The following is a 19,886-nucleotide window of genomic DNA, read 5'->3' as shown; positions in this document are numbered from 1 at the left end:
TAGTACCGCGACGGCGGTTAGGTGAGCTGGTGGGAGTGGACGACCTCATCGATCGGAAAAGCCGAAATGAGGATCCCTCACGTCTGTGCGCCGGGGCACAATACTGCGCCATGGACTCGTCATGGACGGCTGTCGGGCTGCCGATCGCGCTCGGCATCATCATGCTCGGCCTCGGGCTGGGCCTCACCGTGGCGGACTTCCGCCGCGTGGTGGGATATCCCAGAGCGGCGCTGATCGCGCTCGGCTGCCAGGCCTTGCTGCTGCCCGCGTTCTGCTTCGGACTGGTCGTCGCATTGGACCTGCCGCCCGCACTGGCGGTCGGCATGATGCTGCTCGCCGCGTCGCCCGGCGGCACGACGGCCAACCTGTACAGCCACCTCTTCGGCGGGCACGTGGCGCTCAACGTGACCCTTACCGCCGTCAACTCGGTCCTCGCGGTCGTCACGCTGCCGGTCATCGTGAACCTCTCGGCCGCGTACTTCCTCGACGGCGCCGGGCCCATCGGCCTGCAATTCGACAAGGTGGTGCAGGTCTTCGCGATCGTCCTCGTGCCGGTCGCCGGCGGCATGGCGCTGCGGGCACGGTTCCCGGGGTTCGCCGACCGCCTGGCTCGGCCGGTCAAGATCTTGTCCGTCGTGGTGCTGGTCGCGGTCATCGCCGGTGCGGTGCTCAAGGAGCGCGAGAACCTCGCGGACTACTTCGTCGCCGTCGGCATCGCGGTCCTGATCTTCAACGTGGTCAGCCTCGCCATCGGGTACGGCGCGCCGAGGCTGGCCGGGGTAGGCCGACGCGAGTCGATCGCCGTCGGCATGGAGATCGGCATCCACAACAGCACCCTGGCGATCACGATCGCGATCAGCCCCACCCTGTTGAACAGCACCGAGATGGCGATTCCCGCGGCCGTGTACGGCCTCGTCATGTTCTTCACCGCCACCGCCTTCGGATATCTCGTCACCAGGCGGCGGAACCGAGCGACCATCCCGGTGTGATCCCGCGCTCTTGGCTTCCTCGGAACTGTATGACATCTTTGGTCAGACAGTTCTAGAACTTTGGAGGTCCCATGGAGTCGATCCCGCGGCCCCTTCCGGACGGCGGCGTGCTCACCGCGGTCCGGGGCGGCATGCCGGAGCCGTCCGCCGGCGGGCGGTTCGGCCAGCACGGCGGCAGGTTCGTGCCGGAGTCGCTGATCGCGGCGTGCGAGGAAGTGGAGGCGGCGTTCCGCGACGCCTGGGCCGACCCGCGGTTCCACCAGCGGCTCGACCGGTTCCGGACGGCCTACGCGGGTCGGCCGACCGCGCTGACGCCGGCCTGGAACCTGTCCGCCGAACTGGGCATCACGCTCCTGCTCAAGCGGGAGGACCTGGCGCACACCGGGTCACACAAGATCAACAACGTCCTGGGGCAGGCGCTGCTGGCGCAGCGGATGGGTCGCACCCGGCTGCTCGCCGAGACCGGGGCCGGCCAGCACGGTGTCGCCACGGCCACCGCCGCGGCGCTGTTCGGCATGCGGGCCACGGTGTTCATGGGCGAGCGGGACATCGAACGACAGGAACTCAACGTGTTCCGGATGAAGGCCCTCGGCGCCGAGGTGGTGCCCGTCGGCACCGGCAGCCGGACGCTGAAGGACGCCTGCAACGAGGCGATGCGTCACTGGGTCGGCGCGGTCGCCGACTCGTACTACTGCGTCGGATCGGTGATCGGTCCGCATCCGTACCCGTGGATGGTCCGGGAATTTCAGCGGGTCATCGGCGACGAGGCGCGCGCGCAGTGCGCCGTCGAGTTGAACACCTCGGTCCCGGACTACGTCGTCGCCTGCGTCGGCGGTGGCTCCAACGCCGCGGGGACGTTCGCCGGCTTCGTCGACACCGGTGCCCGCCTCGTGGGGGTGGAGGCCGCCGGCGGTGCGGCCATGACGTCCGGCGAGCTCGGCGTCGTCCACGGATATCGCTCCCGGGTGCTGCAGGACGAGTACGGGCAGATCGCCGAGGCGCACTCCATCTCCGCCGGGCTGGACTACCCCGGTGTCGGTCCGGAGCACGCGCACCTCGGTGAGACGGGGCGGGCCCGATACGTCCAGGTCGGCGACGACGAGGTGCTCGCCGCGCTGTACCGGCTGGCCCGCACCGAGGGAATTCTGTGCGCCCTGGAGTCGGCGCACGCGCTGGCCTGGGTCTTCCGGGCCGTCGAGGAGGGCGACCTCCCGCGCGGATCCCGGGTGCTGGTCACCCTGTCCGGCCGTGGTGACAAGGACATGCCGACCCTGATGGAGCGGGACCGATGACGATCAACCCGGCGACTCTCGCAACCGTGGACGCGCTGCCGGTGGAGACGACGCTGCGCGCGGCGCGCGACCATGGAAGGGCCATTCTTGTTCCGTACGTGACCGGAGGCGTCACCGCCGACTGGACCGACTACCTGCTGGCGTACCAGGAAGCCGGCGCCGACGCGATCGAGATCGGCCTGCCGTTCTCCGACCCGATGCTGGACGGCGCGACCATCCAGCGCGCGTCCGACCAGGCGCTGGCGCGCGGTACGACGGTCGCCGGCATCCTCGCCGACCTCGCCGCCGTCCGGGGTCGGGTCCGGGTGCCGCTGATCGCCATGACGTACGCCAATCTGGTGGTCCGGGCGGGCGCCCGGGCCTTCTGCGAGCTGCTGGCCGGCGCCGGAATCCGTGGGCTGATCGTGCCCGACGTCCCGGTGGACGAACTCGGCGAGTTCGCGCAGGCCGCCGAGGCCGCCGGGGTCGAGATGATCCTGCTGGTGGCGCCGTCCACCGAGCCGGGACGGCTGCGCGAGATCTGCGACCGTAGCCGGGGGTTCGTCTACGCCGTCAGCGTCATGGGAACCACCGGCGAACGCGACACGCTGGCCGACACGGCGGCCGCCCTCGCCGCCGCCGTACGCGCGGTCAGCGACCGGCCGGTGCTGATCGGGTTCGGCGTCTCCTCGGCGGCCCACGCCGTCCAGGCGGCGCGGATGGCCGACGGCGCCGTCATGGCGTCGAGCCTCATGCGTAAGGTGCTGGACGGGGCCACGCCGGCCGAGGTCGGCCGGGACCTGGCGGCGGTACGCCGGGAACTTGATCGGGAGCGGGATGGCGACGAACCAGCGACAGGAATCGAAGTACCGCACGATCGCGGCTGACCTGAGTGCCAAGATCCGCAGCGGGGACTACCCGCCGGGCGCCGCGCTGCCGCCGCAACGGGAGCTCAGCGCGACATACGGGGTCACGCTGGCCACGCTGCGGCAGGCCCTGCAGGTGCTGGAGGGCGACGGGCTGCTGTCGCAGCAGCCCGGGCGCGGCACGTTCGTCGCCGAGCCGAAGGCGGCCTACCTGCTCGGCTCCCTGCGAGGGTTCGCCGAGGATCTGCGCGCGCAGGGTCAGACGGTGAGCACCGAGATCCTCGGGCAGGCCCAGCGCCGGCTGCCGGCCTGGGTGGCCGTGCACCTCGACGCGGAGGCCGGCGAGCGGGCACTGCGCCTGGAGCGCACCCGGCTCGTCGCCGGCCGGCCCGCCGTGCACCAGGTGTCCTGGATCCGGGAGCCGGCCGCGCACCAGCTGCGTGCCGCGGACGTCAGCGCCGGCTCGCTGTACGCCGCCCTCGCGGCGGTCGGCGTGGTGGTGCACCGGGCCACCGAGACGCTCCGGCCCGGACAGCTCGACAAGGCGACCGCGGCACTGCTGCGGCAGCCCCCTGGAACCCCGGTCTTCGTGTCCGACCGGGTGACGCGGGGCCTCGACGACGCCGCGATCGTGTTCGACCGCGCGACGATGCTCGGCACGGTGATGGAGATCCGCACCGAGCGGGCGGCCGCCGGCCTGTCGATGCGCTGGAGCCGCCCGGAGCGCTGAGCCAGGTAACGGCCGGAACGGCGGCGGCGTGCCGCCCGTCGAACCTCCCGTGATGAAGAGGAATCGCTCGCGATTCATGATCGCGGGCGGGGCATGCCTCCTGGCGCTGGCCGCCTGGGCCATCCCGGCCCGGAGTCCCGCCGCGTGGAATGAGCCGCCGGCCTACGAGTACACGGTGGAATTTCGCTGCGACATGGCGTTTCCCCCTGGGCGTTACACGCTGACGGTGGCCAACGGCAGGGTCGAGAAGGCCAGGGGTGCCGACGCTTTCAGCGAGAACGTCATGACGGTCAGGAAAATGAAGCCCGAGCACTTTCCGACCCTGGGCGATCTGTTCGAGGATTTCCAGCGGGCCAGGAGCGCCGGAGCGGATGTGGCGAAGGTCAGCGTCGATCCCGAAGACGGTCATCCGACGAGGATTCGACTGGACTACCGCAAGGAGTCCGTCGATGACGAGTCCTGTTCCGACATCGTCGGGTTCACCCCACGGTAGCGGCTCAGCGCTGCCGAGCCAGGCCGGTGCCCCCACAATCCTGGCACATGGTCGCCGGGGTGTGTCTGTCCTCGAAGCCGTCCCCGGTGAAGGTGAAGGTCCGCTCCGGGTCCCGGTTCAACCAGCCGGTGCCGCGACACCGCAGGCAGCGGGGGGCGGGTAGGCGCATCCCGGGTTCCTTGTCGCGTCCCCGCCGGGCGATGGAGCGGGCCACCCGCCAAGTGCCGCTGGCCACGTTGAACACCAGCGCGAGCACACCGAGCACCAGCACCACGACGACCAGGATCACGAGCAGAAGCCACTCCATAGGACCCATCCTCCCGCTGGAGCGGCCGAACCCACGCCCCCTCGGCGTAACCGTTTGGTGAGGCGATAGCCGCCAACCGTCCAGATTGGTGCACTCTAGCCGTACATGCTCTTTCCAATCTGTTCGGTCGTTGGTTGACTTCTCCCCTAGTCAGTACCCCGCGCCGAAAGGCAGAATTCGCAGCGATGACCGACGTCGTCCCGTACCCGAGCCCGCTGCCGCAGCTCGCCACACCCGGTGAACGCCTCGGGTGGATCTTCAACGACCGCAATCTATACCGGCGTCGATATCTGGAGCCGCCGCCACAGCCCAGCCAGGTGCCGACCCACCTGCACGAGCGCCTGATGCGGGCCCAGAGTGGCATGGCCAAGCGGATCCTGATCTCGCTCGGCGTGGGCCTCGGCCTGGCCGTGCTGATCAGCTGCTGCGGGGGCGCCGCGAGCATGGGCGACTCCGGCAGCGGCGCGGGGGCGGTGTTCAGCTTCCTGGCCTTCGTCGCGTTCCTCGCGGGTGTCGGCGGCGCGGTGCTGGCCGGGGTGGCGCCCTCGATGGCGCGCAAGGCGATCGAGAACGCCCAGGGGCAGGCCCAGCACGAGTACGCCCAGGCGTACGCCGCGTGGGACAGCCGACGTCAGTGGCACGACCAGCAGCAACAGCAGATCGTCGACGCCATGTGCGAATGGTCCGCGGCCGCACCCACCGGGGGCACCCGGCGGATCGACATCATCGGCGGCACGACGTACGGCTGGGAGGCGGTGCTGACCGTCTTCGGTGGATCGCTGCTCGCCACCCGTGGCCCGATGACCCTGGTCGACTTCACCGGTGAGGCGCTCTGCGGCGAGCTCATGCAGCTGGCCGTCGCGACCAACCGTACGGTGCGGGAACGCCGCCTGCCGTCGCAGCTCGCCCAGCTCGACCTGGTCGGCGCGCTGGAACCGAACGAGCTGGTCGACTGCCTGGTGGAGGCGATGTACGGCGACGCGCAGGGCGCCAGCCGCGCGGAGCGGTCCCAGGACTCGATGCTGCTACGCGAGGTCTGCGGGGTGCTCGCGCCCAACCTCAGCATGGCCCGGCTGGTGGCCTCCCTGCGGGTGCTCACCGACCGCCCGGTGCAGGCCGCGCTCACCCCGGACGAGTGTGACCGGCTGCTCGACCTGCAACCGGACGAGAGCCGCCGGCAGATGCACCAGCACCTGCGCCGGATCGAGGCGTTCCTGCATCCGCTGGAGGCGATGGGCACCGAGCCGAGCGCCGGCAGCGCCGACCTGACCTGCCTGATCGCCGACAGCGACGGCCGCAACGCCCAGAACGAGCTACTCAAGGACCTGCTGGTGCAGTGGCTGGCGCGGCAGGTGCGGCGCGAGGCCACGCCAATGGGCTCCCTGGTGATCCTCGGCGCGGACGAGGTGCACCACCGTTCCATCGAGAAGCTCAGCACTCTCTGTGAACGTCGCGGCATCCGGCTGGTGCTGCTCTTCGGCCATCTGCGCGAGGAGTCGCTGCACACCATCGGCGGCGGCGAGGTGGCGCTGATGCGGCTCGGCAACCACCAGGAGGCGACGCAGGCGGCGGACTTCATCGGCAAGGGCCACAAGTTCGTGCTCAGCCAGCTCACCCGCACGCTGGGCGGCAACGACACGCACACGCTCGCCGACACGTACGGTGAATCGCAGACCCAGGGTGGTTCCTCCGGCACCAGCCGCAGCGGCCTGGACTTCACCAGCCAGAGTGGCACCAACTGGAGCAAGACCCGGAACTGGAGCCAGACCGAGTCCGTCGCGAAGGGTACGAACTGGAGCGACGCCCAGTCGGCACAGCGGGTGTACGAGTACGCCCTCGAGCCGCGGGTGCTCCAGGATCTTCCCGAGTACGCGATGATCCTGGTCAAGGGCGAGGGCCGCGGCTCGGTCGTGCAGGCCGTCGAGGTCGACCCGGGCATCGTCACGCTCCCCCGGGTGTCGATGACGCCGGTCGACCTGCAACCGTTGCCCGATCCGACGGAGGCGGTCATCCCGGCGACCCGGCAGCCCAGCCAGGTCACCGTGTCCCAGCCGCAACCGCTGGCCGCCCACGAGGTCACCGCGCACCAGGCCGCCGGTCCGGTCCTCCAGGGCTGGGGCGCCGCGCCGACCAACCAGCCCCAGCCCGAGTACCGACAGCAGCCGTACCAGGGACCGTGGGGTGGGCCTCAGTGAGCGGGCCGCTCGAGGGGCTCCCGGTCAGCCGGGTCCTCGAGCTGCCGCGCCGGCCCCCGTCCACGCGCGAGGGTCCCGGAACGGACGTGGGCCGCAGGCAGCGGCTCGCCGCGATCGTGTCGGCCTACCACGCGGGCACGACCCTGCTGCTCGGCTGGCACCGGCGGGCCGCCGCCGGGCCGGTCGAGGTCTTCGCGGCGGGTGGGATCAGCGGTGAGCCGGACCTCCGCGGGCTGACGCCGCTCTCCCTGCCGCCCGGAGGGCTCGGCCGCCCGTATCCCGGCCCGGATCTGCTCGGGACACTGCGCGCGGTGCCCTGCTGGACGAGGGTGGCCGGGCTGACCGACGGGCTGCTGGTCGACGACTCCGCGCCGGCGGACGAGGATGTGCGGCCCACCCTCGACGAGTGCCTGCTGCACGTGTGGCATGCGGGGTTCGCCTGGTTCGTCCTGGCCGAGCCGGTGCCGGCGGACGAGATCGTCACCATCGCCCGGCAGGTCGCGCTCGAGGAACGCCAGGCGCAGTCCAAGTCGCAGTCGCCGGAGCAGGCGGTGGCGGCCGCCCGCCTGCAGCGCCGGCACCGGGAACTGCAGCAGGGCCGGTCCACCGGCATGTGGCGGGTGCATCTGCTGGTCGGCGGCGACTCCCCCGCCGGGGCCGCCGCCGTCGCCGGGCTGCTGTGCGCGTCCGCCGACCTGGACCGCCAGCCGTACGCGCTGGCACCGACCGGGCTGACCGGCGACCTGGACAAGATCCTCCACCAGGAGGTGCCCGACTCGCCGGTCCTGGCCGGCTCCCCGCTGCTCGCGTCGCTCGCGGTGACGCCGGTCGAGGAAGTGCCCGGCCTGCGGTTCGCGATGCGCTCCGAGTTCGACGTCACCCCCGAGACCGCCGGCCGCGACCCCGGCGCGCTGTCCGTGGGTACGGTGCTGGACCGCACCGAGACACCGGTCGGTCCCCTGGAGATTCCCCGCGCCAGCCTGAACCGGCACACATTCGTCTGCGGGGCGACCGGCGCCGGCAAGTCGCAGACCGTCCGGCACCTCCTCGAGGGCGCCACCGCCGAGCGCCTGCCGTGGCTGGTGGTCGAGCCGGCCAAGGCCGAGTACCGGCAGATGGCCGACCGGATCGGCGCCCAGCGGGTGATCACTGTCCGGCCCGGAGACACGCGGGCGGCACCGGCCGGCTTCAACCCGCTGCGCCCGGCCGACGGCTTCCCGTTACAGACCCACCTGGACCTGACCAGGTCGCTGTTCCTCGCCGCGTTCGAGGCCGACGAGCCGTTCCCGCAGGTCCTCAGTGCCGCGCTGACCCGCTGTTACGAGGAACTGGGCTGGGATCTGGCGCTCAGCGAGGCCCGGGTGCCCGGCCACCACCCGCGCTATCCGACCCTGGGCGACCTGCAGCGCACCGCCGAACTCGTGGTCGACCAGATCGGGTACGGCAAGGAGATCACCGACAACGTCCGCGGGTTCATCAGGGTCCGGCTCTCCAGCCTGCGGCTCGGCACCACCGGCCGGTTCTTCGAGGGCGGCCATCCGCTGGACCTCACCGAGCTGACGCGGCACAACGTGGTCTTCGAGATCGAGGACGTCGGCGACGACAGCGACAAGGCGTTCCTGATGGGTGGCCTGCTGATCCAGCTCACCGAACACCTGCGCGTGCGGACGCGTCGAGATCCGGTCGCCGCGCTGGGCTTGCGCCACTTGAGCGTGTTCGAGGAGGCGCACAGGCTGTTGCGCCGCACCGAGAAGGCGGGCCCGGCGTCCCACGCGGTGGAGCTGTTCGCGGCGCTGCTGGCCGAGATCCGGGCGTACGGTGAAGGATTGATCATCGCCGAGCAGATTCCCAGCAAGCTCGTCCCGGACGTCATCAAGAACACCGCGATCAAGATCATGCACCGCCTGCCGGCCGCCGACGACCGCGAGGCGGTCGGCGCCACCGTCAACCTCACCGACCGCCAATCCCAGTTCCTGGTCACCCTCCCGCCGGGCGTCGCGGCGGTGTTCGCCGACGGCATGGACCAACCCGTTCTGGTACGCATGCCCGACGGCACACCCCGCGAACGAGGTGGGCACACCCCGACCGCCCCCGCCGACGCGATCATCGGCCGCCGGAGCCGGACGTGCGGGGCGTCCTGCCTGGCTTCGGCATGCACGCTGCGCGACATGCGTACGGCCCAGCGGTACCTGCAGGACGAGCCGTGGCTGGCGGTATGGGCGGAACTGGCAGTGCTCGGTCACCTGACGGGCTGGCCCACCCCGGCGTTGCGGGCGCACCGGATCCGGCAACTCCTCGACCTGCCGCCCCGGTCCCGGGAGTGCGCGATGTCCCACGCGGTGGACGAGGCGGTGGCGGCGCGCTCGTCGGTGCTGTCCACGCACTCCGACCCGGCGTCGGTCGCCGAGCACGTGCTCGCCGCGATGACCGGATACCTGGACGGGGTCTTCGACTGCGCGGACGAGGAACTGGCGTTCCTGGCCCGGCCGTACAGGTGGGCGCGGCTCGCCGACATCCTGGACGCGGCCGCGAAGGTCGACGACGCGGGGCCGCGGCATCCGCGCTCCGCCGCATGGGCTTCGGCATACGGACGCGAGATCCCCGGCGAAACGGTCGGCATGCAGGCCGCGGCGGTGCGCCGGTGGCTGGAATCCGACACCTCGGACGCGACGGTACGCCGGAACGTGGCACTGGGCGTGCGGACGCCTGGGGCGTTGGAGCGGGCGGTCGGGTCGACGTTCGAGGCGCGGGACTGGACTGAACGGGTCGAGACCGTCCTGAGCGAGGAATTCGTCAACTGCCACTGGCCGACCCGCTTCCTGGTGCCGGTCGAGGCGACCGACGGGTCGGCGGTGCGCTGATGGCCGAGAACGTCCAGGAGACCAGGCCGCCCGAGCCGCCGCCGAAACCGCCGGAGGTGCCGAAGCCGACCGAGCGGTCGAACCGCTCGGAGAATCTCGCTGATCCGAACGAGTCGCGGCAGTCGGCGTGGCAGGACATCCGCAACGCGGCCCGGTCCGAACACACGGCCGCCAAGACCGAGCGCGACCTGACAGCTGGTGAGACCGGAGTGGGCGCCGGCTCGGGTCCGTGGTTCGACGAGGGCACCAACCATCGCGACGGCGGCGCGGTCCAGCAGACGACCGACGGATCGTGCGTGTCGGCGTCCGGGGAGATGCTCACCGACGGGCGGGTCACCCAGGCGGAGCTGCTGTCCGAACTCGGCGACTGGTCGAACCTGTCCGCACTGCGTGACGAGCTGAACAAACACGACGGCGAGGGCACCTGGACCGGTCACTACTTCCAGGACGGCGGCGAGGCCCTACGCCAGGCGTCCGAGGGCCCGATGGCGGCACAGGTGCAGGCGCCGTTCGGGCGCGCACACATGGTTATCCTCGAACCGGGCGAAAACGGCTCGTTCACGGTCCGTGACCCCAATGAGGGCAGTTCATACGACGTCGACGGCGCCTGGGTCGAGAAATACGTATCAGGAGGGGTGTTCCGGTGAGCCCATCGCGGATGACACAAGTGACCGCAGTCGGCGACGACACGTACGAGGTCGTGTTCGACGGAACCGTCGAACCGTCGACGGTGCTCTGCACGGTGAACATGTCCGGTGTGGTTCCCGGCGTGAGCGTGAAGCCGGACCCGTTCATGTCGGGTGACTACGGCGACCCGCGACCGATCATGGCAGCCGTCATCGCCATGCACCAGGCCCGCCAGGTCCCCGGAGCCTAGCCACCCATGCGCGGCCAGGCTCGCGCCGTGCGGTCGTCCAGTTCGTCTTCCCAATGCCGCCTGAGCACAGTGGGCACCGTGTCGCGCAGCGCGTCACGTACCAGTCGCAGCTCCTCGGACGTCAGCGGAAGGGCGGGAAACGCCCGGCCGACCGCGGCGGCGAACGCCGATCCGCGCCTGGCCAGCGACGGGGCTCGCGCGACGTAGGCGGCGACGTACGGCGCGACGAGCTCCCGTTGTGACACCGACCAGAGCCCGGCGGCCAGCGCTTTGAAGCGGCGTACGGAAACGTCGGGGTCCTCGGTCATCGCCGCCCACCTCGAGCGCGGCCGACACGTCCGAGGGTGGCAGCTCTCCATGCCGGGTCCGCGGTCACACTCAGCGTGATCGGCGCCTTGAGATCGAGCTGGTCGAAGCTGGCACGTACGCCGGCGAGATGGTCGAGCCGTCGAGCGTCACGTCGAGAGACTCCGCCCGGTGCAGCTCGAGGACCCGCTCGCTATCCCCACCAACGCACTGATATCGGCCAAGGCCGACCAGGTCCTCGCCAAAGCCGCCGAATGCCCGCCATCAGGGGTGACACGCCCGCGTTAACCGAGGTCGATCTCGTCATATCGATGACGGTGCTCTAGCGTGTCATCACCTATTCGAAGTCTGTCTTCCCTCGAGCGGGACCGGCCACTTACCGTCTGTAAGCCGGCTGACACTCGCGGGAGTCGCGTCATGCATATTGGAGGTCGGGTCCGTTGTCCCCTGCGCTCATGAGGCGTTCAATCATCGGGACCGTTGCACTGTCGTTGTCCGTGCTCGGGACCGCCGCTCCGGCGCTCGCCGACACGGCCGGGACCGGCCTGGTCATCAGTGAGGTCTACGTCAACGGCGGCTCTTCCGGAGCCGCGTACAGCAACAAGTTCGTCGAGCTCTTCAACCCCACCGCGAACGCGATCTCGCTGGCCGGCGACACCCTGCAGTACCGGTCCGCGACGAGCACCGGCACGCCGAGCGGCACGCAGGTGTTCGCGCTGACGGGGTCGGTGGCCGCGCACGGCCACTTCCTCGTCCAGCTGCCGGGTAACGGCGCGAGCACGAACCCGGGCGCGGCGCTGCCCACGCCCGACCTGGCCACCACCGCCGGCGTCAACCCGGGTGGCGCCGGCGGCACCCTCTACCTGGCCGCGAGCGCCACGGGCGTGCCGCCCACCGACACCACGGTCATCGACCGGATCGGCTGGGGCACCAGCAACGCGCCGGAGGGCACGGCGTCGACCGGCAACTCGCTCGTCCTGAGCTACCAGCGCGCCGCGTCCGGCGCGGACACCGACAACAACGCCGCCGACTTCACCACGGCCGCGCCCACGCCGCAGAACGCCTCGTCGGACGGGGGCACGACCCCGCCGACGGCCGTGACGGTGACCAACCCCGGCACGCAGAACGCGACGACCGGCGCCGCGATCACGCCGCTCACGCTGAAGGCGGCGGGCGGGACCACGCCGTACACGTGGACAGCGGTTGATCTTCCCGCCGGCCTGGCGATCTCGGACGCGGGTGTCGTCTCGGGAACCCCGACCACGGCGGGCACCTCGAAGGTGACCGTGACAGCGACGGACGCGGCCGGGGTCAGCGGTTCGGCGACGTTCGACTTCCAGGTGAGCGCGCCCGCCGCGGTCGTGACGATCGCCGCCCTCCAGGGCACCAACACCGACACCTCCCCGTACGCGGGCCAGGCCGTCACCACCGAGGGCGTCGTGACCGCCGCCTACCCGACCGGCGGCCTCAACGGCTTCTTCCTGCAGACCGGCGGAGCGGGCGGCGACGACGCCACGCCGGGCGCCTCGGACGCGGTGTTCGTGTTCGGCACGCAGTCGGCCGCGCAGGTCACCGTCGGCGACTCGGTGCGGGTGACCGGCAAGGTCACCGAGTTCCAGGGCCTGACCGAGATCACCGGCCCGGTCGTGACGAAGCTCGACACCCCGCTGCCGGCCGCGCAGGCGGCCGCGCTCCCGTGGACGCAGCTCACGACGGACGCGCAGAAGGAGGCCCACGAGGGTGAACTGGTCGCGCCGCACGGCACCTTCACCGTGACCGACAACTACGACTCCAACTTCTACGGCTCGTTCACGCTGGCCGCCGGCGACGAGCCGCTGCGCCAGCCGACCGACGCCGGTCGGGCCGGCAGCGCCGAGGCACAGGCCGCCGTCGCGGACAACGCCGCGCGCGCGATCACCCTCGACGACGCGTCGACCCTGAACTACAGCACGAGCGCCAACAACGGCCGCCCGCTTCCGTGGCTCACTCCCGACAACCCGGTCAGCGTCGGCTCGAAGGTCACCTTCCACCAGCCGGTCGTGCTCGATTACCGGTTCTCGCAGTGGAACTTCCAGCCGACCGCGCAGGTCACCGGCGACGGCAAGGCCGTGGCGACGTTCAGCGACACGCGTACGGCCAACCAGAACCCGGTCGCGCTGCCGGGCAACGGACGCCTGGCCACGTTCAACGTCGAGAACTACTTCCCGATGACCGGCGAACGGTACGTCGCCGCCGGCCTCGGCACGTGCACCTACTACAACGACCGGGCGGGCAACCACATCGGCGTGAACACCTGCAAGGGTACGGACGGCAGCGCCGGCCCGCGCGGCGCGGCGGACGCGGCCAGCTTCGCCCGCCAGCAGTCGAAGATCGTCACGGGCATCAACCGGCTCGGCGCGAGCATCGTCTCGCTGGAAGAGGTCGAGAACTCGGTCAAGTTCGGCGAGCCCCGCGACACCGCGCTCGCCGGCCTGGTCGACGCCCTCAACGCGGCCGCCGGCTCGACCGTGTGGTCGTACGTGCCGTCGCCGGCCGCCGACCAGCTGCCCTCGCTGAACCAGCAGGACGTCATCCGCACCGCGTTCATCTACAAGAAGGCGGAGGTCGCGCCGGTCGGCCCGTCGGTCGTCCTGACCACCGAGTCGGACCCCGGCGAGCCGTTCTCGATCGCCCGCCAGCCGCTGGCCCAGGGCTTCAAGAAGGCAGGGGCCGCCGACGGGGACGCCTTCCTCGTCGTCGCCAACCACTGGAAGTCGAAGAGCCCCGGCACCCCGCTGTACCCCGGTGACGAGGAGGACAAGTCGTCGCCGGCGGCCAACCAGGGCGCCTTCAACGCGACCCGGGTGCGCGAGGCCGAGGCCGTGATCACGTTCGCCGCGCAGACGGCGGACACCCTGCGCACCGACCGGATCTTCCTGCTCGGCGACTTCAACGCCTACACGCACGAGGACCCGATGGAGAAGCTGTACGCGGCCGGCTACACCGACCTCGGCAGCGCCTTCGACCCGCACGACCACACGTACATGTACAACGGCCTCGCGGGCTCGCTCGACCACATCCTCGCCAGCCCGGCCGCCAAGGCCATGGTCACCGGCGCGGACATCTGGCAGATCAACGCCCACGAGGCGGTGGCGTACGCGTACAGCCGCTACAACTACAACGCGACGCTGCTGTTCAACGGCAACGACCCGTTCCACGCGTCCGACCACAACCCGGAGATCGTCGGCCTGAACATGCCGTCGACCCCGGAGTGGAACGCCAAGAAGATCTACACCACCGGCGACCTCGTCAGCTACCACGGCTCGACGTGGCGCGCCCTCTGGTGGACGGCCCTCCTCCCGCCCGGCTCCCCCTACGGCGCCTGGGAAGAGATCGCGGTCACCTCGAACGGCACCGCGCTCTGGACGCCCTCGCGGGTCTTCGTGACCGGTGACACCGCCGTCTACGAGGGCAAGAAGTACGTCGCCAAGTGGTGGAACCGCAACGTGAAGCCGACGACCACCGGCTCCTGGAGCCCCTGGAAGCCGGCCGCCTGACACCGCCGATAGCCGTTCGGGCCGCCCTCGCTCAGCCGAGGGCGGCCCGTTCGCTGTCGACGGCGGGAGCAGGGACGATAACCTCCACCGGTGGATGATCAACCATGTCACTGCCTGCTGTGCCAGGTCCCGCTCGCCGAGGAGAGCTGGGACCAGCGGGACCGGGGCATCGCCGACAACATCCGGCGGTTCGGGTGGAACGTCAACGGCGTGTCGGGCGGGTCGACGCCGGACTGGGCGTACTCCATCGGAATCTGGCACACCCTGCGAAGTCCTGAGGTGTGCGTGTTCGGGCTGCCGGCGCAGACCGCGATGAACATCGTCAACGTCGTGGGCGAGTTGCTCCGGGAGGGCGAGCGGGTGCGCGACGGCCAGCGGCGCGATGACGTGCTCAACGGATATGACGTGGTGTTACGCGCGGTTGAGCCACGCTGGTACGGCCAGTTCTTCGGAGCGGGCATCGACTTCTACCAGCGGCCGCCTATGCCGATGGTGCAGATCATCTGGCCCGATCGGGATCGCCGTTTCCCCTGGGACCCGGACGTGGACGGCCAGTGCCGCCAATCGCAGCCCAGCCTGTGGCTGCGGCCGGAAGACCATCCGCCGGGCAGGTGGGCGGAGCACGACCCCTATGCGGGTTGGCCGTTCCGCACCAGCCTGCCGTACTCCATGGCGCATGCCTCGGCTGGCGTCGCGTCCGGCACCGCGGCGATCAGCACGGTGCTGCGCGAGGATGACGGAACGTGGTGGTTCCTGGAGGCGGACGCTGACCGCGACGCTACCGAGCAGGTCACGTTGCGGCAGGTCGCCGACACGCACCCGGACGTGGTGACGGTCGCCGACCTGCGGCCCGGTGAGCGGGCCGGCCGCGACCAGGACGGCACCTGGCGCCGATAGAGCTCACCAGCGGGTGTTTGCCGTGCTCGGGGTCGACGGGCCGAGTTCGGCGGGGATGAACAGGCCCTGGCGCTGCGCGCGCATCGCGGCGACGGCCCGCGACGACGTTTCCAGTTTCACCATGATGTGATCGATGTGGCCGACGGCCGTACGGGTCGTGACGTGGAGCGTCGCGGCGATGTGCGCGTTGGAGCGGCCCTCGACGAGCAGGCCGAGCACCTGCAACTCGCGCGTGGTCAGACCGTTCAGCGACGGTGGTGGCGACAGGAGTACGACCATCCGCAGGCGGTTGGCCGGCTGCGGCGGACAGGCGAGGGCCGTGACCCGCAGCAGCGGCGGAGCGGACGGGTCCGAGTCGTCGTTTCGGCACAGGAACGCGGTGCGGACCTGCCGGTTGGCCAGCCGCACGAGGGCGGCGAGGACCACGGGCCGCCCGGGCGCCAACAGAGCATGTTCCGGCAGGCCGGGGAGCACGGTGGTGCCGCCACCGTGGCTCACGACCACCCCCGCGATCGCGTCGGTCACCAGCGACGCGAGGACAGTCAGGTTGCGCAGCGGGTCGACCGCGTGGGCGATCAGCGGCATGACCAGGTGCAGCAGGGCGCAGGTGTCCTCACTGGCCGGACGGGGATCGGCGGTGTTGACCGTGAAGAGGCCGAGGAAGCGACCGTCGGCGGTGAACAGGCCACTGCCCAGTCCCTCGCGAAAACCCGCCGGGTACAGGTAGTCGGCCCACAATGGGAGCTCGTTCGGAAGCGGGGCCAGGTCGCTGACCCGCAGCGGCCGCCGGCTGCCATGCAGGTCCAGCCGTTCCAGGTCGGTGACCAGCGCGGGGCTGTCCAGATACGACTGCGCCGCGTCGAAGCCTTGACGGGCCAACGGCACGTGCCGGCGCTGCTCGGCGTCGAACAGGGTGATGAACGCGCCGTCGTAGTGAGTGATGCGTCGCAGCGGCTCCAGAAGCGCCCGTGCCCGGTCGGTGATGGTTCCCGGGATCGCCGCTATCCCGGCGATCTCAGCCACCATCTGCGACGTTCTGGCAGGTAACTCCACCATGCCACACCATCCCGAGACCACATCGGCGGCGTTCGTCCACCCATTCTGCACCTCGACGCCGATCCAGCCCTAGGCAGGTCGATCGACGTCGATTCACCAGCGGGCGAGTTGTTCTTGGAGTGGGGCTCTGGGATGCTGCGGGCATGCCTCCCCTTCCCACGACATCGGCCGAGGATGTCACCGACCAGCCGCTCCGCGAGCAGTTCGAGGCCTTTGTCGACGAACACCGCGAGGCGCTCCGCCGATGCTTGGACGGGCTGACCGAGGAGCAGGCACGCCGGTCGCTTGTCCCCTCCCGGACCACCCTGCTCGGGCTCGTCAAGCATGCGGTCTTTGTCGAGAAGGTCTGGTTCGACGAGGCCATCACGTGCCGGTCACGCGCCGAGATCGGCATTCCCGCCACGCCGGACGAGTCGTTCATCCTCGACGAGAACGACACCATCGCCACGATCCAGCGAGCGCACCGGGAAGCATGCGAGGCGTCGCGTCGGGCAACCTCATCCTTGACGTTGGACGAGACGGTCCACGGCAATCGGCGGGGCCCGCTCCCGCTGCGGTGGGTCTACCTCCACGTGCTGCGTGAGCTCGCGCAGCACTGCGGGCACGCGGACATCCTCCGCGAGCAAATCGTCAACCCATAGCGACCGATCGTACCGATCACGGCAGCGGGCCGCCGGTCTCCACCGGTTCCGAGGCGGAGGCCCCCGGGACCGGTCGGCCGGTCGGGAACGCCGGGGCGTCGGCGTCCGGCAGGAGGCTCCACGCGCTGACCGCGATCCGGCCGGTGCTGCCCAGGTCGAGGCCGCCGCCCAGGTCCACGAGTCGGTACGGGCGGTCGGCCAGCGGGGCGATGTCGAGGAACTTCACCGTCACCGGTGGCTCCCGGGTGTCGTCGTAGGTGTTGCGCCAGGCCACGCCCGAGCCGGCCCGCTGTCCCGGCCGCAGAACCACGGGCTTCGGCGGGCCGTCCCACGGCAGGCCGGAGCCGACGATCTCCTTGACCCCGTGCAGGACCCGGACCTTCAGCGCCGCGCGGTCCTCGTCGAGGGGCCGTACGGCCGGATAGCCGTTCAGCCGGTAGGTCCGCGACCCGCAGTTGACCAGCGTGATGCCGCGCACCCGCAGCCCCATCGCGGCGTCCACCTCGCCCACCTCGAACCGGACACCCTCGGTCGGGCACGTCTCGGCGGTGGTCGACGGGCGGGGCTGCCCGAACCGGGCGGGCGGGGGCTCCGAAGGAAACCCGGGCGGCCCCGACCCGGACAGCCCCGACCCGGGCGGCCCCGACCCGGACAGCCCCGACCCGGGCGGCCCCGACCCGGACAGCCCCGACCCGGTCGAGGTCCCCGGCGCGGCACAGCCGGCGAGCAGCGCCGCGACGGTGAGCAGGGCAGCGCGGCGGTAGGCCCGCATGTCTATCACCGACCAATCAGGTTGTGCCGCGAGTGCCCGCTCAGCACTGAAAGAGGAACGCGGCGGTGGTGCACGGCCGGCAGCAGAAGGCGTACCCGCAACCGCCCCCGAAGTTCGCGGCGGTCCGACGATCGTGGCCTTCCTCGAGCTGGACGACGAACGCCATCGGTCGACCGCACGTGCCGCAGGTGGGCGTCTCGTCGTCCTGCACCCATGCTGGTCGGCCGCCGAGCTGACCCAGCACCTCCCGGTCGCTGCGCTGGTGCCAGCGCTCCCCGGCCTCGGGATAGTCCTCGCCGTCGAGCTCCGCACACGCGACCGCTGACGCCCCGCCCAGCAGGGTCTCGCCGTCATCGGGTGGGACAGGAGTGTGGGCGGTGTCGGATTCGAAGAGGAACGCCCGATTGCCTCCCGCGGTGGGATCCCACTCGCCGCACAGGCCGGGATCGTTCTGGCACATGAAGAGGGAGAGCAGGCCGACGCCGCCTGGTTCGATGTCCGCGAGGCTGACTTGCGCCAGGAACTGCATGGGTCCCGCGCACTGCCGGCAGCGAGGCCACTCAAACTCGCGCGACGTGTGGGGGACCCCGCCCGTGCGGGTCCCGGGAGCGTCGTCGGCCACCGGCCCGGCGTAGGTCATCAGCTTCACCACGCGAGCAGGATAAGTTGCTGTGCCCGTCAGGGTGTCACCACGTCGCTCATTGGGCGTCCCGCTCGGAGGGCGGCCAGGTTGTCGGCCACGCGCCGCGCGGCGCCGACCGGTCGCCCGCCCGCCGCGTGCGGCGAGATGATGACGTTCGGTTCGTCCCACAGCTCCGAGTCGGGCGGCAGCGGTTCGGCGTCGAAAACGTCCAGCGCCGCCCCGCCGAGGCGGCCGGCCCGGATGGCCGCGAGGACCGCGTCGGCGTCCACGGTGCTCCCGCGCCCGACGTTCACCAGCCAGGCGTGGGCGGGCAGCGCCGCGAGGAGGGCCGCGTCGAGCACCCGCGCGGTCTCCGGTGTGGCTGGCAAGATCATGATCAGGACGTCGGTGCGCGGCAGCAGCGCGGGCAGGTCGGTGGCCGCGACGACGTCGAACCCGTGTCGCCGCCCCGCGGTGCGTGCCACCCCGGTGACCTGGGCGCCCAGCGCGGCGAGCAGCGGCGCCAGGGTGGCCGCGATGCCGCCGAAGCCCCAGATCACGACCCGGGCGTCGCGCAGGGTACGGAAGCTGTCCGGCTCGCGGACCGGCTGCAGGCCGCCCCACTCCCCGGCCCAGCGATGCCCGATCTGGGCCCGTACCAGCAGGTTGACGCGCCGTGCGGCGGCGAGGGTGAGGGCCAGGGTGTGCTCGGCGACCGTCTGGTCGTGCAGGCCGCGCCCGCCGGTCACGACGACCTGCGGCGCGAAGCCCGCCCGCAGCACCACGTCCGGGCCGGCCGCGAGCGTCTGCACCCAACGCAGCCGGGTCAGCCGCCGCGCGGCGTCCCGCACCTGCGGTAACTCGTTGCCCCAGACCACCAGGGCCTCGGCGTCGAGGTGGGCGTGCGGGATCGGCTCCGAGATCGCGTAGCGGACCTCGCGTACGTCGTCGGGCAGGCTCAGATCCAGGTCGATGCTGTCGGGCAACAGGAGCTTCATAGCAGCTAACACCATATCTGGACCGGCGCGGAGCCGGGTTGGTGGCGCCATTACTCGCCTGTCGCCGCGTGGGAGGCGAGACCGTCGGCCATCTGTCGCATGACCCGTGGCATGACGCGTTTCATCAGCCAGCCCAGGCCCCAGCGGGCGTCGCAGGTGCCGTGCCAGTGGATCGTGGGGCCGCCCTCGGGCGAGGGTGCGAGGTCGACGACCGCCCGGTAGTTGCGGATGGTCGGGTTGCAAGGCGTCCTCGTAGGCCAGTTGCTTCTCCTCGACCAGTCCGGTCAGCCGTTCTCCGGTCACGATCCGCCCGGTGCGGAACGCGCGGACCGCGCCGACGGAGTCGCGGACGCTTGCCCGGCCCGCACCGGTTTCCCGTCGGAGCGCGTCCGCATGTCCACGTCCCCGGCCACGTAGAGCACCAGATGCAGGTCGAAACATTCGGTAACTGAATGTGGTCGGGCGAGTC

The 19,886-nt window shown here is 71.1% G+C and carries 18 protein-coding genes; 12 read left to right on the top strand and 6 right to left on the bottom strand.

The window, feature by feature from the left end; translation table 11 throughout:
- Positions 1 to 110 precede the first annotated feature (110 nt).
- The 5 genes from AB0M36_RS06490 (at position 111) to AB0M36_RS06470 (ending at position 4,349) form a co-directional block, all read left to right on the top strand.
- The gene (locus tag AB0M36_RS06490) at positions 111 to 989 is read left to right on the top strand and encodes a bile acid:sodium symporter family protein (RefSeq protein WP_364153355.1); all 879 of its coding nucleotides are present in this window, start codon (positions 111 to 113) and stop codon (positions 987 to 989) included.
- 131 nt (positions 990 to 1,120) lie between these two features.
- Positions 1,121 to 2,281, top strand: a complete 1,161-nt coding sequence (gene trpB / locus AB0M36_RS06485) for a tryptophan synthase subunit beta (protein ID WP_364154277.1) — start codon at positions 1,121 to 1,123, stop codon at positions 2,279 to 2,281.
- Positions 2,278 to 3,147 carry a tryptophan synthase subunit alpha gene (gene trpA / locus AB0M36_RS06480; RefSeq protein ID WP_364153352.1) on the top strand — a complete coding sequence of 290 codons (870 nt, stop codon included), beginning with the start codon at positions 2,278 to 2,280 and terminating at the stop codon, positions 3,145 to 3,147. The genes trpB and trpA overlap by 4 nt, the downstream gene beginning before the upstream one ends.
- Positions 3,098 to 3,856 carry a GntR family transcriptional regulator gene (locus AB0M36_RS06475; protein WP_364153350.1) on the top strand — a complete coding sequence of 253 codons (759 nt, stop codon included), beginning with the start codon at positions 3,098 to 3,100 and terminating at the stop codon, positions 3,854 to 3,856. Before trpA ends, AB0M36_RS06475 begins: the two co-directional genes overlap by 50 nt.
- Before the next feature lie 76 nt (positions 3,857 to 3,932).
- Positions 3,933 to 4,349 carry a DUF6174 domain-containing protein gene (locus tag AB0M36_RS06470; protein ID WP_364153348.1) on the top strand — a complete coding sequence of 139 codons (417 nt, stop codon included), beginning with the start codon at positions 3,933 to 3,935 and terminating at the stop codon, positions 4,347 to 4,349.
- Positions 4,350 to 4,353: 4 nt separating this feature from the next.
- Here the strand turns inward: AB0M36_RS06470 and AB0M36_RS06465 are convergent, their stop codons facing one another.
- On the bottom strand, positions 4,354 to 4,656 hold the full coding sequence (locus tag AB0M36_RS06465; protein ID WP_364153346.1) for a hypothetical protein: 303 nt from the start codon (positions 4,654 to 4,656) through the stop codon (positions 4,354 to 4,356).
- 185 nt (positions 4,657 to 4,841) lie between these two features.
- On the opposite strand from AB0M36_RS06465, the gene AB0M36_RS06460 reads away from it, so the two are divergent.
- Genes AB0M36_RS06460 through AB0M36_RS06445 form a run of 4 tightly spaced genes read left to right on the top strand, consistent with a single transcriptional unit; the run spans position 4,842 to position 10,589 of the window.
- Positions 4,842 to 6,851: a hypothetical protein gene (locus AB0M36_RS06460; RefSeq protein ID WP_364153343.1), complete on the top strand. Its 2,010-nt coding sequence runs from the start codon at positions 4,842 to 4,844 to the stop codon at positions 6,849 to 6,851.
- Entirely contained in the window at positions 6,848 to 9,712 is a 2,865-nt protein-coding gene (locus tag AB0M36_RS06455) for an ATP-binding protein (RefSeq protein WP_364153340.1), read from the top strand. The genes AB0M36_RS06460 and AB0M36_RS06455 overlap by 4 nt, the downstream gene beginning before the upstream one ends.
- Positions 9,712 to 10,359: a hypothetical protein gene (locus AB0M36_RS06450; protein ID WP_364153338.1), complete on the top strand. Its 648-nt coding sequence runs from the start codon at positions 9,712 to 9,714 to the stop codon at positions 10,357 to 10,359. Before AB0M36_RS06455 ends, AB0M36_RS06450 begins: the two co-directional genes overlap by 1 nt.
- A 20-nt stretch (positions 10,360 to 10,379) precedes the next feature.
- Complete coding sequence (locus AB0M36_RS06445; RefSeq protein ID WP_364153336.1) at positions 10,380 to 10,589, top strand: hypothetical protein; 210 nt, start codon at positions 10,380 to 10,382, stop codon at positions 10,587 to 10,589.
- On the opposite strand, the gene AB0M36_RS06440 is transcribed toward AB0M36_RS06445, so the two are convergent.
- A complete protein-coding gene (locus AB0M36_RS06440) occupies positions 10,586 to 10,897 on the bottom strand; it encodes a hypothetical protein (protein ID WP_364153333.1) in 312 nt (103 codons plus the stop codon). The two genes, AB0M36_RS06445 and AB0M36_RS06440, sit on opposite strands and share 4 nt — an antisense overlap.
- 453 nt (positions 10,898 to 11,350) lie before the next feature.
- On the opposite strand from AB0M36_RS06440, the gene AB0M36_RS06435 reads away from it, so the two are divergent.
- The gene (locus AB0M36_RS06435; RefSeq protein WP_364153330.1) at positions 11,351 to 14,431 is read left to right on the top strand and encodes an ExeM/NucH family extracellular endonuclease; all 3,081 of its coding nucleotides are present in this window, start codon (positions 11,351 to 11,353) and stop codon (positions 14,429 to 14,431) included.
- Between the two features lie 90 nt (positions 14,432 to 14,521).
- Complete coding sequence (locus tag AB0M36_RS06430; protein ID WP_364153328.1) at positions 14,522 to 15,328, top strand: DUF4262 domain-containing protein; 807 nt, start codon at positions 14,522 to 14,524, stop codon at positions 15,326 to 15,328.
- Positions 15,329 to 15,331: 3 nt separating this feature from the next.
- Here the strand turns inward: AB0M36_RS06430 and AB0M36_RS06425 are convergent, their stop codons facing one another.
- Entirely contained in the window at positions 15,332 to 16,354 is a 1,023-nt protein-coding gene (locus AB0M36_RS06425) for a LuxR C-terminal-related transcriptional regulator (protein ID WP_364153325.1), read from the bottom strand.
- A 173-nt stretch (positions 16,355 to 16,527) separates the two neighbouring features.
- On the opposite strand from AB0M36_RS06425, the gene AB0M36_RS06420 reads away from it, so the two are divergent.
- Positions 16,528 to 17,025: a DinB family protein gene (locus AB0M36_RS06420; protein ID WP_364153322.1), complete on the top strand. Its 498-nt coding sequence runs from the start codon at positions 16,528 to 16,530 to the stop codon at positions 17,023 to 17,025.
- A gap of 16 nt (positions 17,026 to 17,041) precedes the next feature.
- Here AB0M36_RS06420 and AB0M36_RS06415 read toward each other — a convergent pair whose 3' ends face one another.
- Genes AB0M36_RS06415 through AB0M36_RS06405 form a run of 3 tightly spaced genes read right to left on the bottom strand, consistent with a single transcriptional unit; the run spans position 17,042 to position 19,417 of the window.
- Entirely contained in the window at positions 17,042 to 17,797 is a 756-nt protein-coding gene (locus AB0M36_RS06415) for a DUF4232 domain-containing protein (protein ID WP_364153320.1), read from the bottom strand.
- Positions 17,798 to 17,837: 40 nt separating this feature from the next.
- The gene (locus AB0M36_RS06410; protein WP_364153318.1) at positions 17,838 to 18,449 is read right to left on the bottom strand and encodes a DUF1963 domain-containing protein; all 612 of its coding nucleotides are present in this window, start codon (positions 18,447 to 18,449) and stop codon (positions 17,838 to 17,840) included.
- Between the two features lie 26 nt (positions 18,450 to 18,475).
- A complete protein-coding gene (locus AB0M36_RS06405; protein WP_364153315.1) occupies positions 18,476 to 19,417 on the bottom strand; it encodes an NAD(P)-dependent oxidoreductase in 942 nt (313 codons plus the stop codon).
- Positions 19,418 to 19,886 lie beyond the last annotated feature (469 nt).

The organism is Actinoplanes sp. NPDC051346 (genome assembly GCF_040682215.1).
GTDB lineage: Bacteria > Actinomycetota > Actinomycetes > Mycobacteriales > Micromonosporaceae > Actinoplanes.
This window is presented reverse-complemented; position numbering and strand designations above follow the sequence as displayed.

What these genes read in the sequence shown, in the direction of transcription:
- AB0M36_RS06490 (WP_364153355.1), top strand. Translation starts at nt 111, where the DNA reads ATGGACTCGTCATGGACGGCTGTCGGGCTGCCGATCGCGCTCGGCATC.
- trpB (WP_364154277.1), top strand. Translation starts at nt 1,121, where the DNA reads ATGCCGGAGCCGTCCGCCGGCGGGCGGTTCGGCCAGCACGGCGGCAGG.
- trpA (WP_364153352.1), top strand. Translation starts at nt 2,278, where the DNA reads ATGACGATCAACCCGGCGACTCTCGCAACCGTGGACGCGCTGCCGGTG.
- AB0M36_RS06475 (WP_364153350.1), top strand. Translation starts at nt 3,098, where the DNA reads ATGGCGACGAACCAGCGACAGGAATCGAAGTACCGCACGATCGCGGCT.
- AB0M36_RS06470 (WP_364153348.1), top strand. Translation starts at nt 3,933, where the DNA reads ATGATCGCGGGCGGGGCATGCCTCCTGGCGCTGGCCGCCTGGGCCATC.
- AB0M36_RS06465 (WP_364153346.1), bottom strand. Translation starts at nt 4,656, where the DNA reads ATGGAGTGGCTTCTGCTCGTGATCCTGGTCGTCGTGGTGCTGGTGCTC.
- AB0M36_RS06460 (WP_364153343.1), top strand. Translation starts at nt 4,842, where the DNA reads ATGACCGACGTCGTCCCGTACCCGAGCCCGCTGCCGCAGCTCGCCACA.
- AB0M36_RS06450 (WP_364153338.1), top strand. Translation starts at nt 9,712, where the DNA reads ATGGCCGAGAACGTCCAGGAGACCAGGCCGCCCGAGCCGCCGCCGAAA.
- AB0M36_RS06440 (WP_364153333.1), bottom strand. Translation starts at nt 10,897, where the DNA reads ATGACCGAGGACCCCGACGTTTCCGTACGCCGCTTCAAAGCGCTGGCC.
- AB0M36_RS06435 (WP_364153330.1), top strand. Translation starts at nt 11,351, where the DNA reads ATGAGGCGTTCAATCATCGGGACCGTTGCACTGTCGTTGTCCGTGCTC.
- AB0M36_RS06425 (WP_364153325.1), bottom strand. Translation starts at nt 16,354, where the DNA reads ATGGTGGCTGAGATCGCCGGGATAGCGGCGATCCCGGGAACCATCACC.
- AB0M36_RS06420 (WP_364153322.1), top strand. Translation starts at nt 16,528, where the DNA reads ATGCCTCCCCTTCCCACGACATCGGCCGAGGATGTCACCGACCAGCCG.
- AB0M36_RS06415 (WP_364153320.1), bottom strand. Translation starts at nt 17,797, where the DNA reads ATGCGGGCCTACCGCCGCGCTGCCCTGCTCACCGTCGCGGCGCTGCTC.
- AB0M36_RS06405 (WP_364153315.1), bottom strand. Translation starts at nt 19,417, where the DNA reads ATGAAGCTCCTGTTGCCCGACAGCATCGACCTGGATCTGAGCCTGCCC.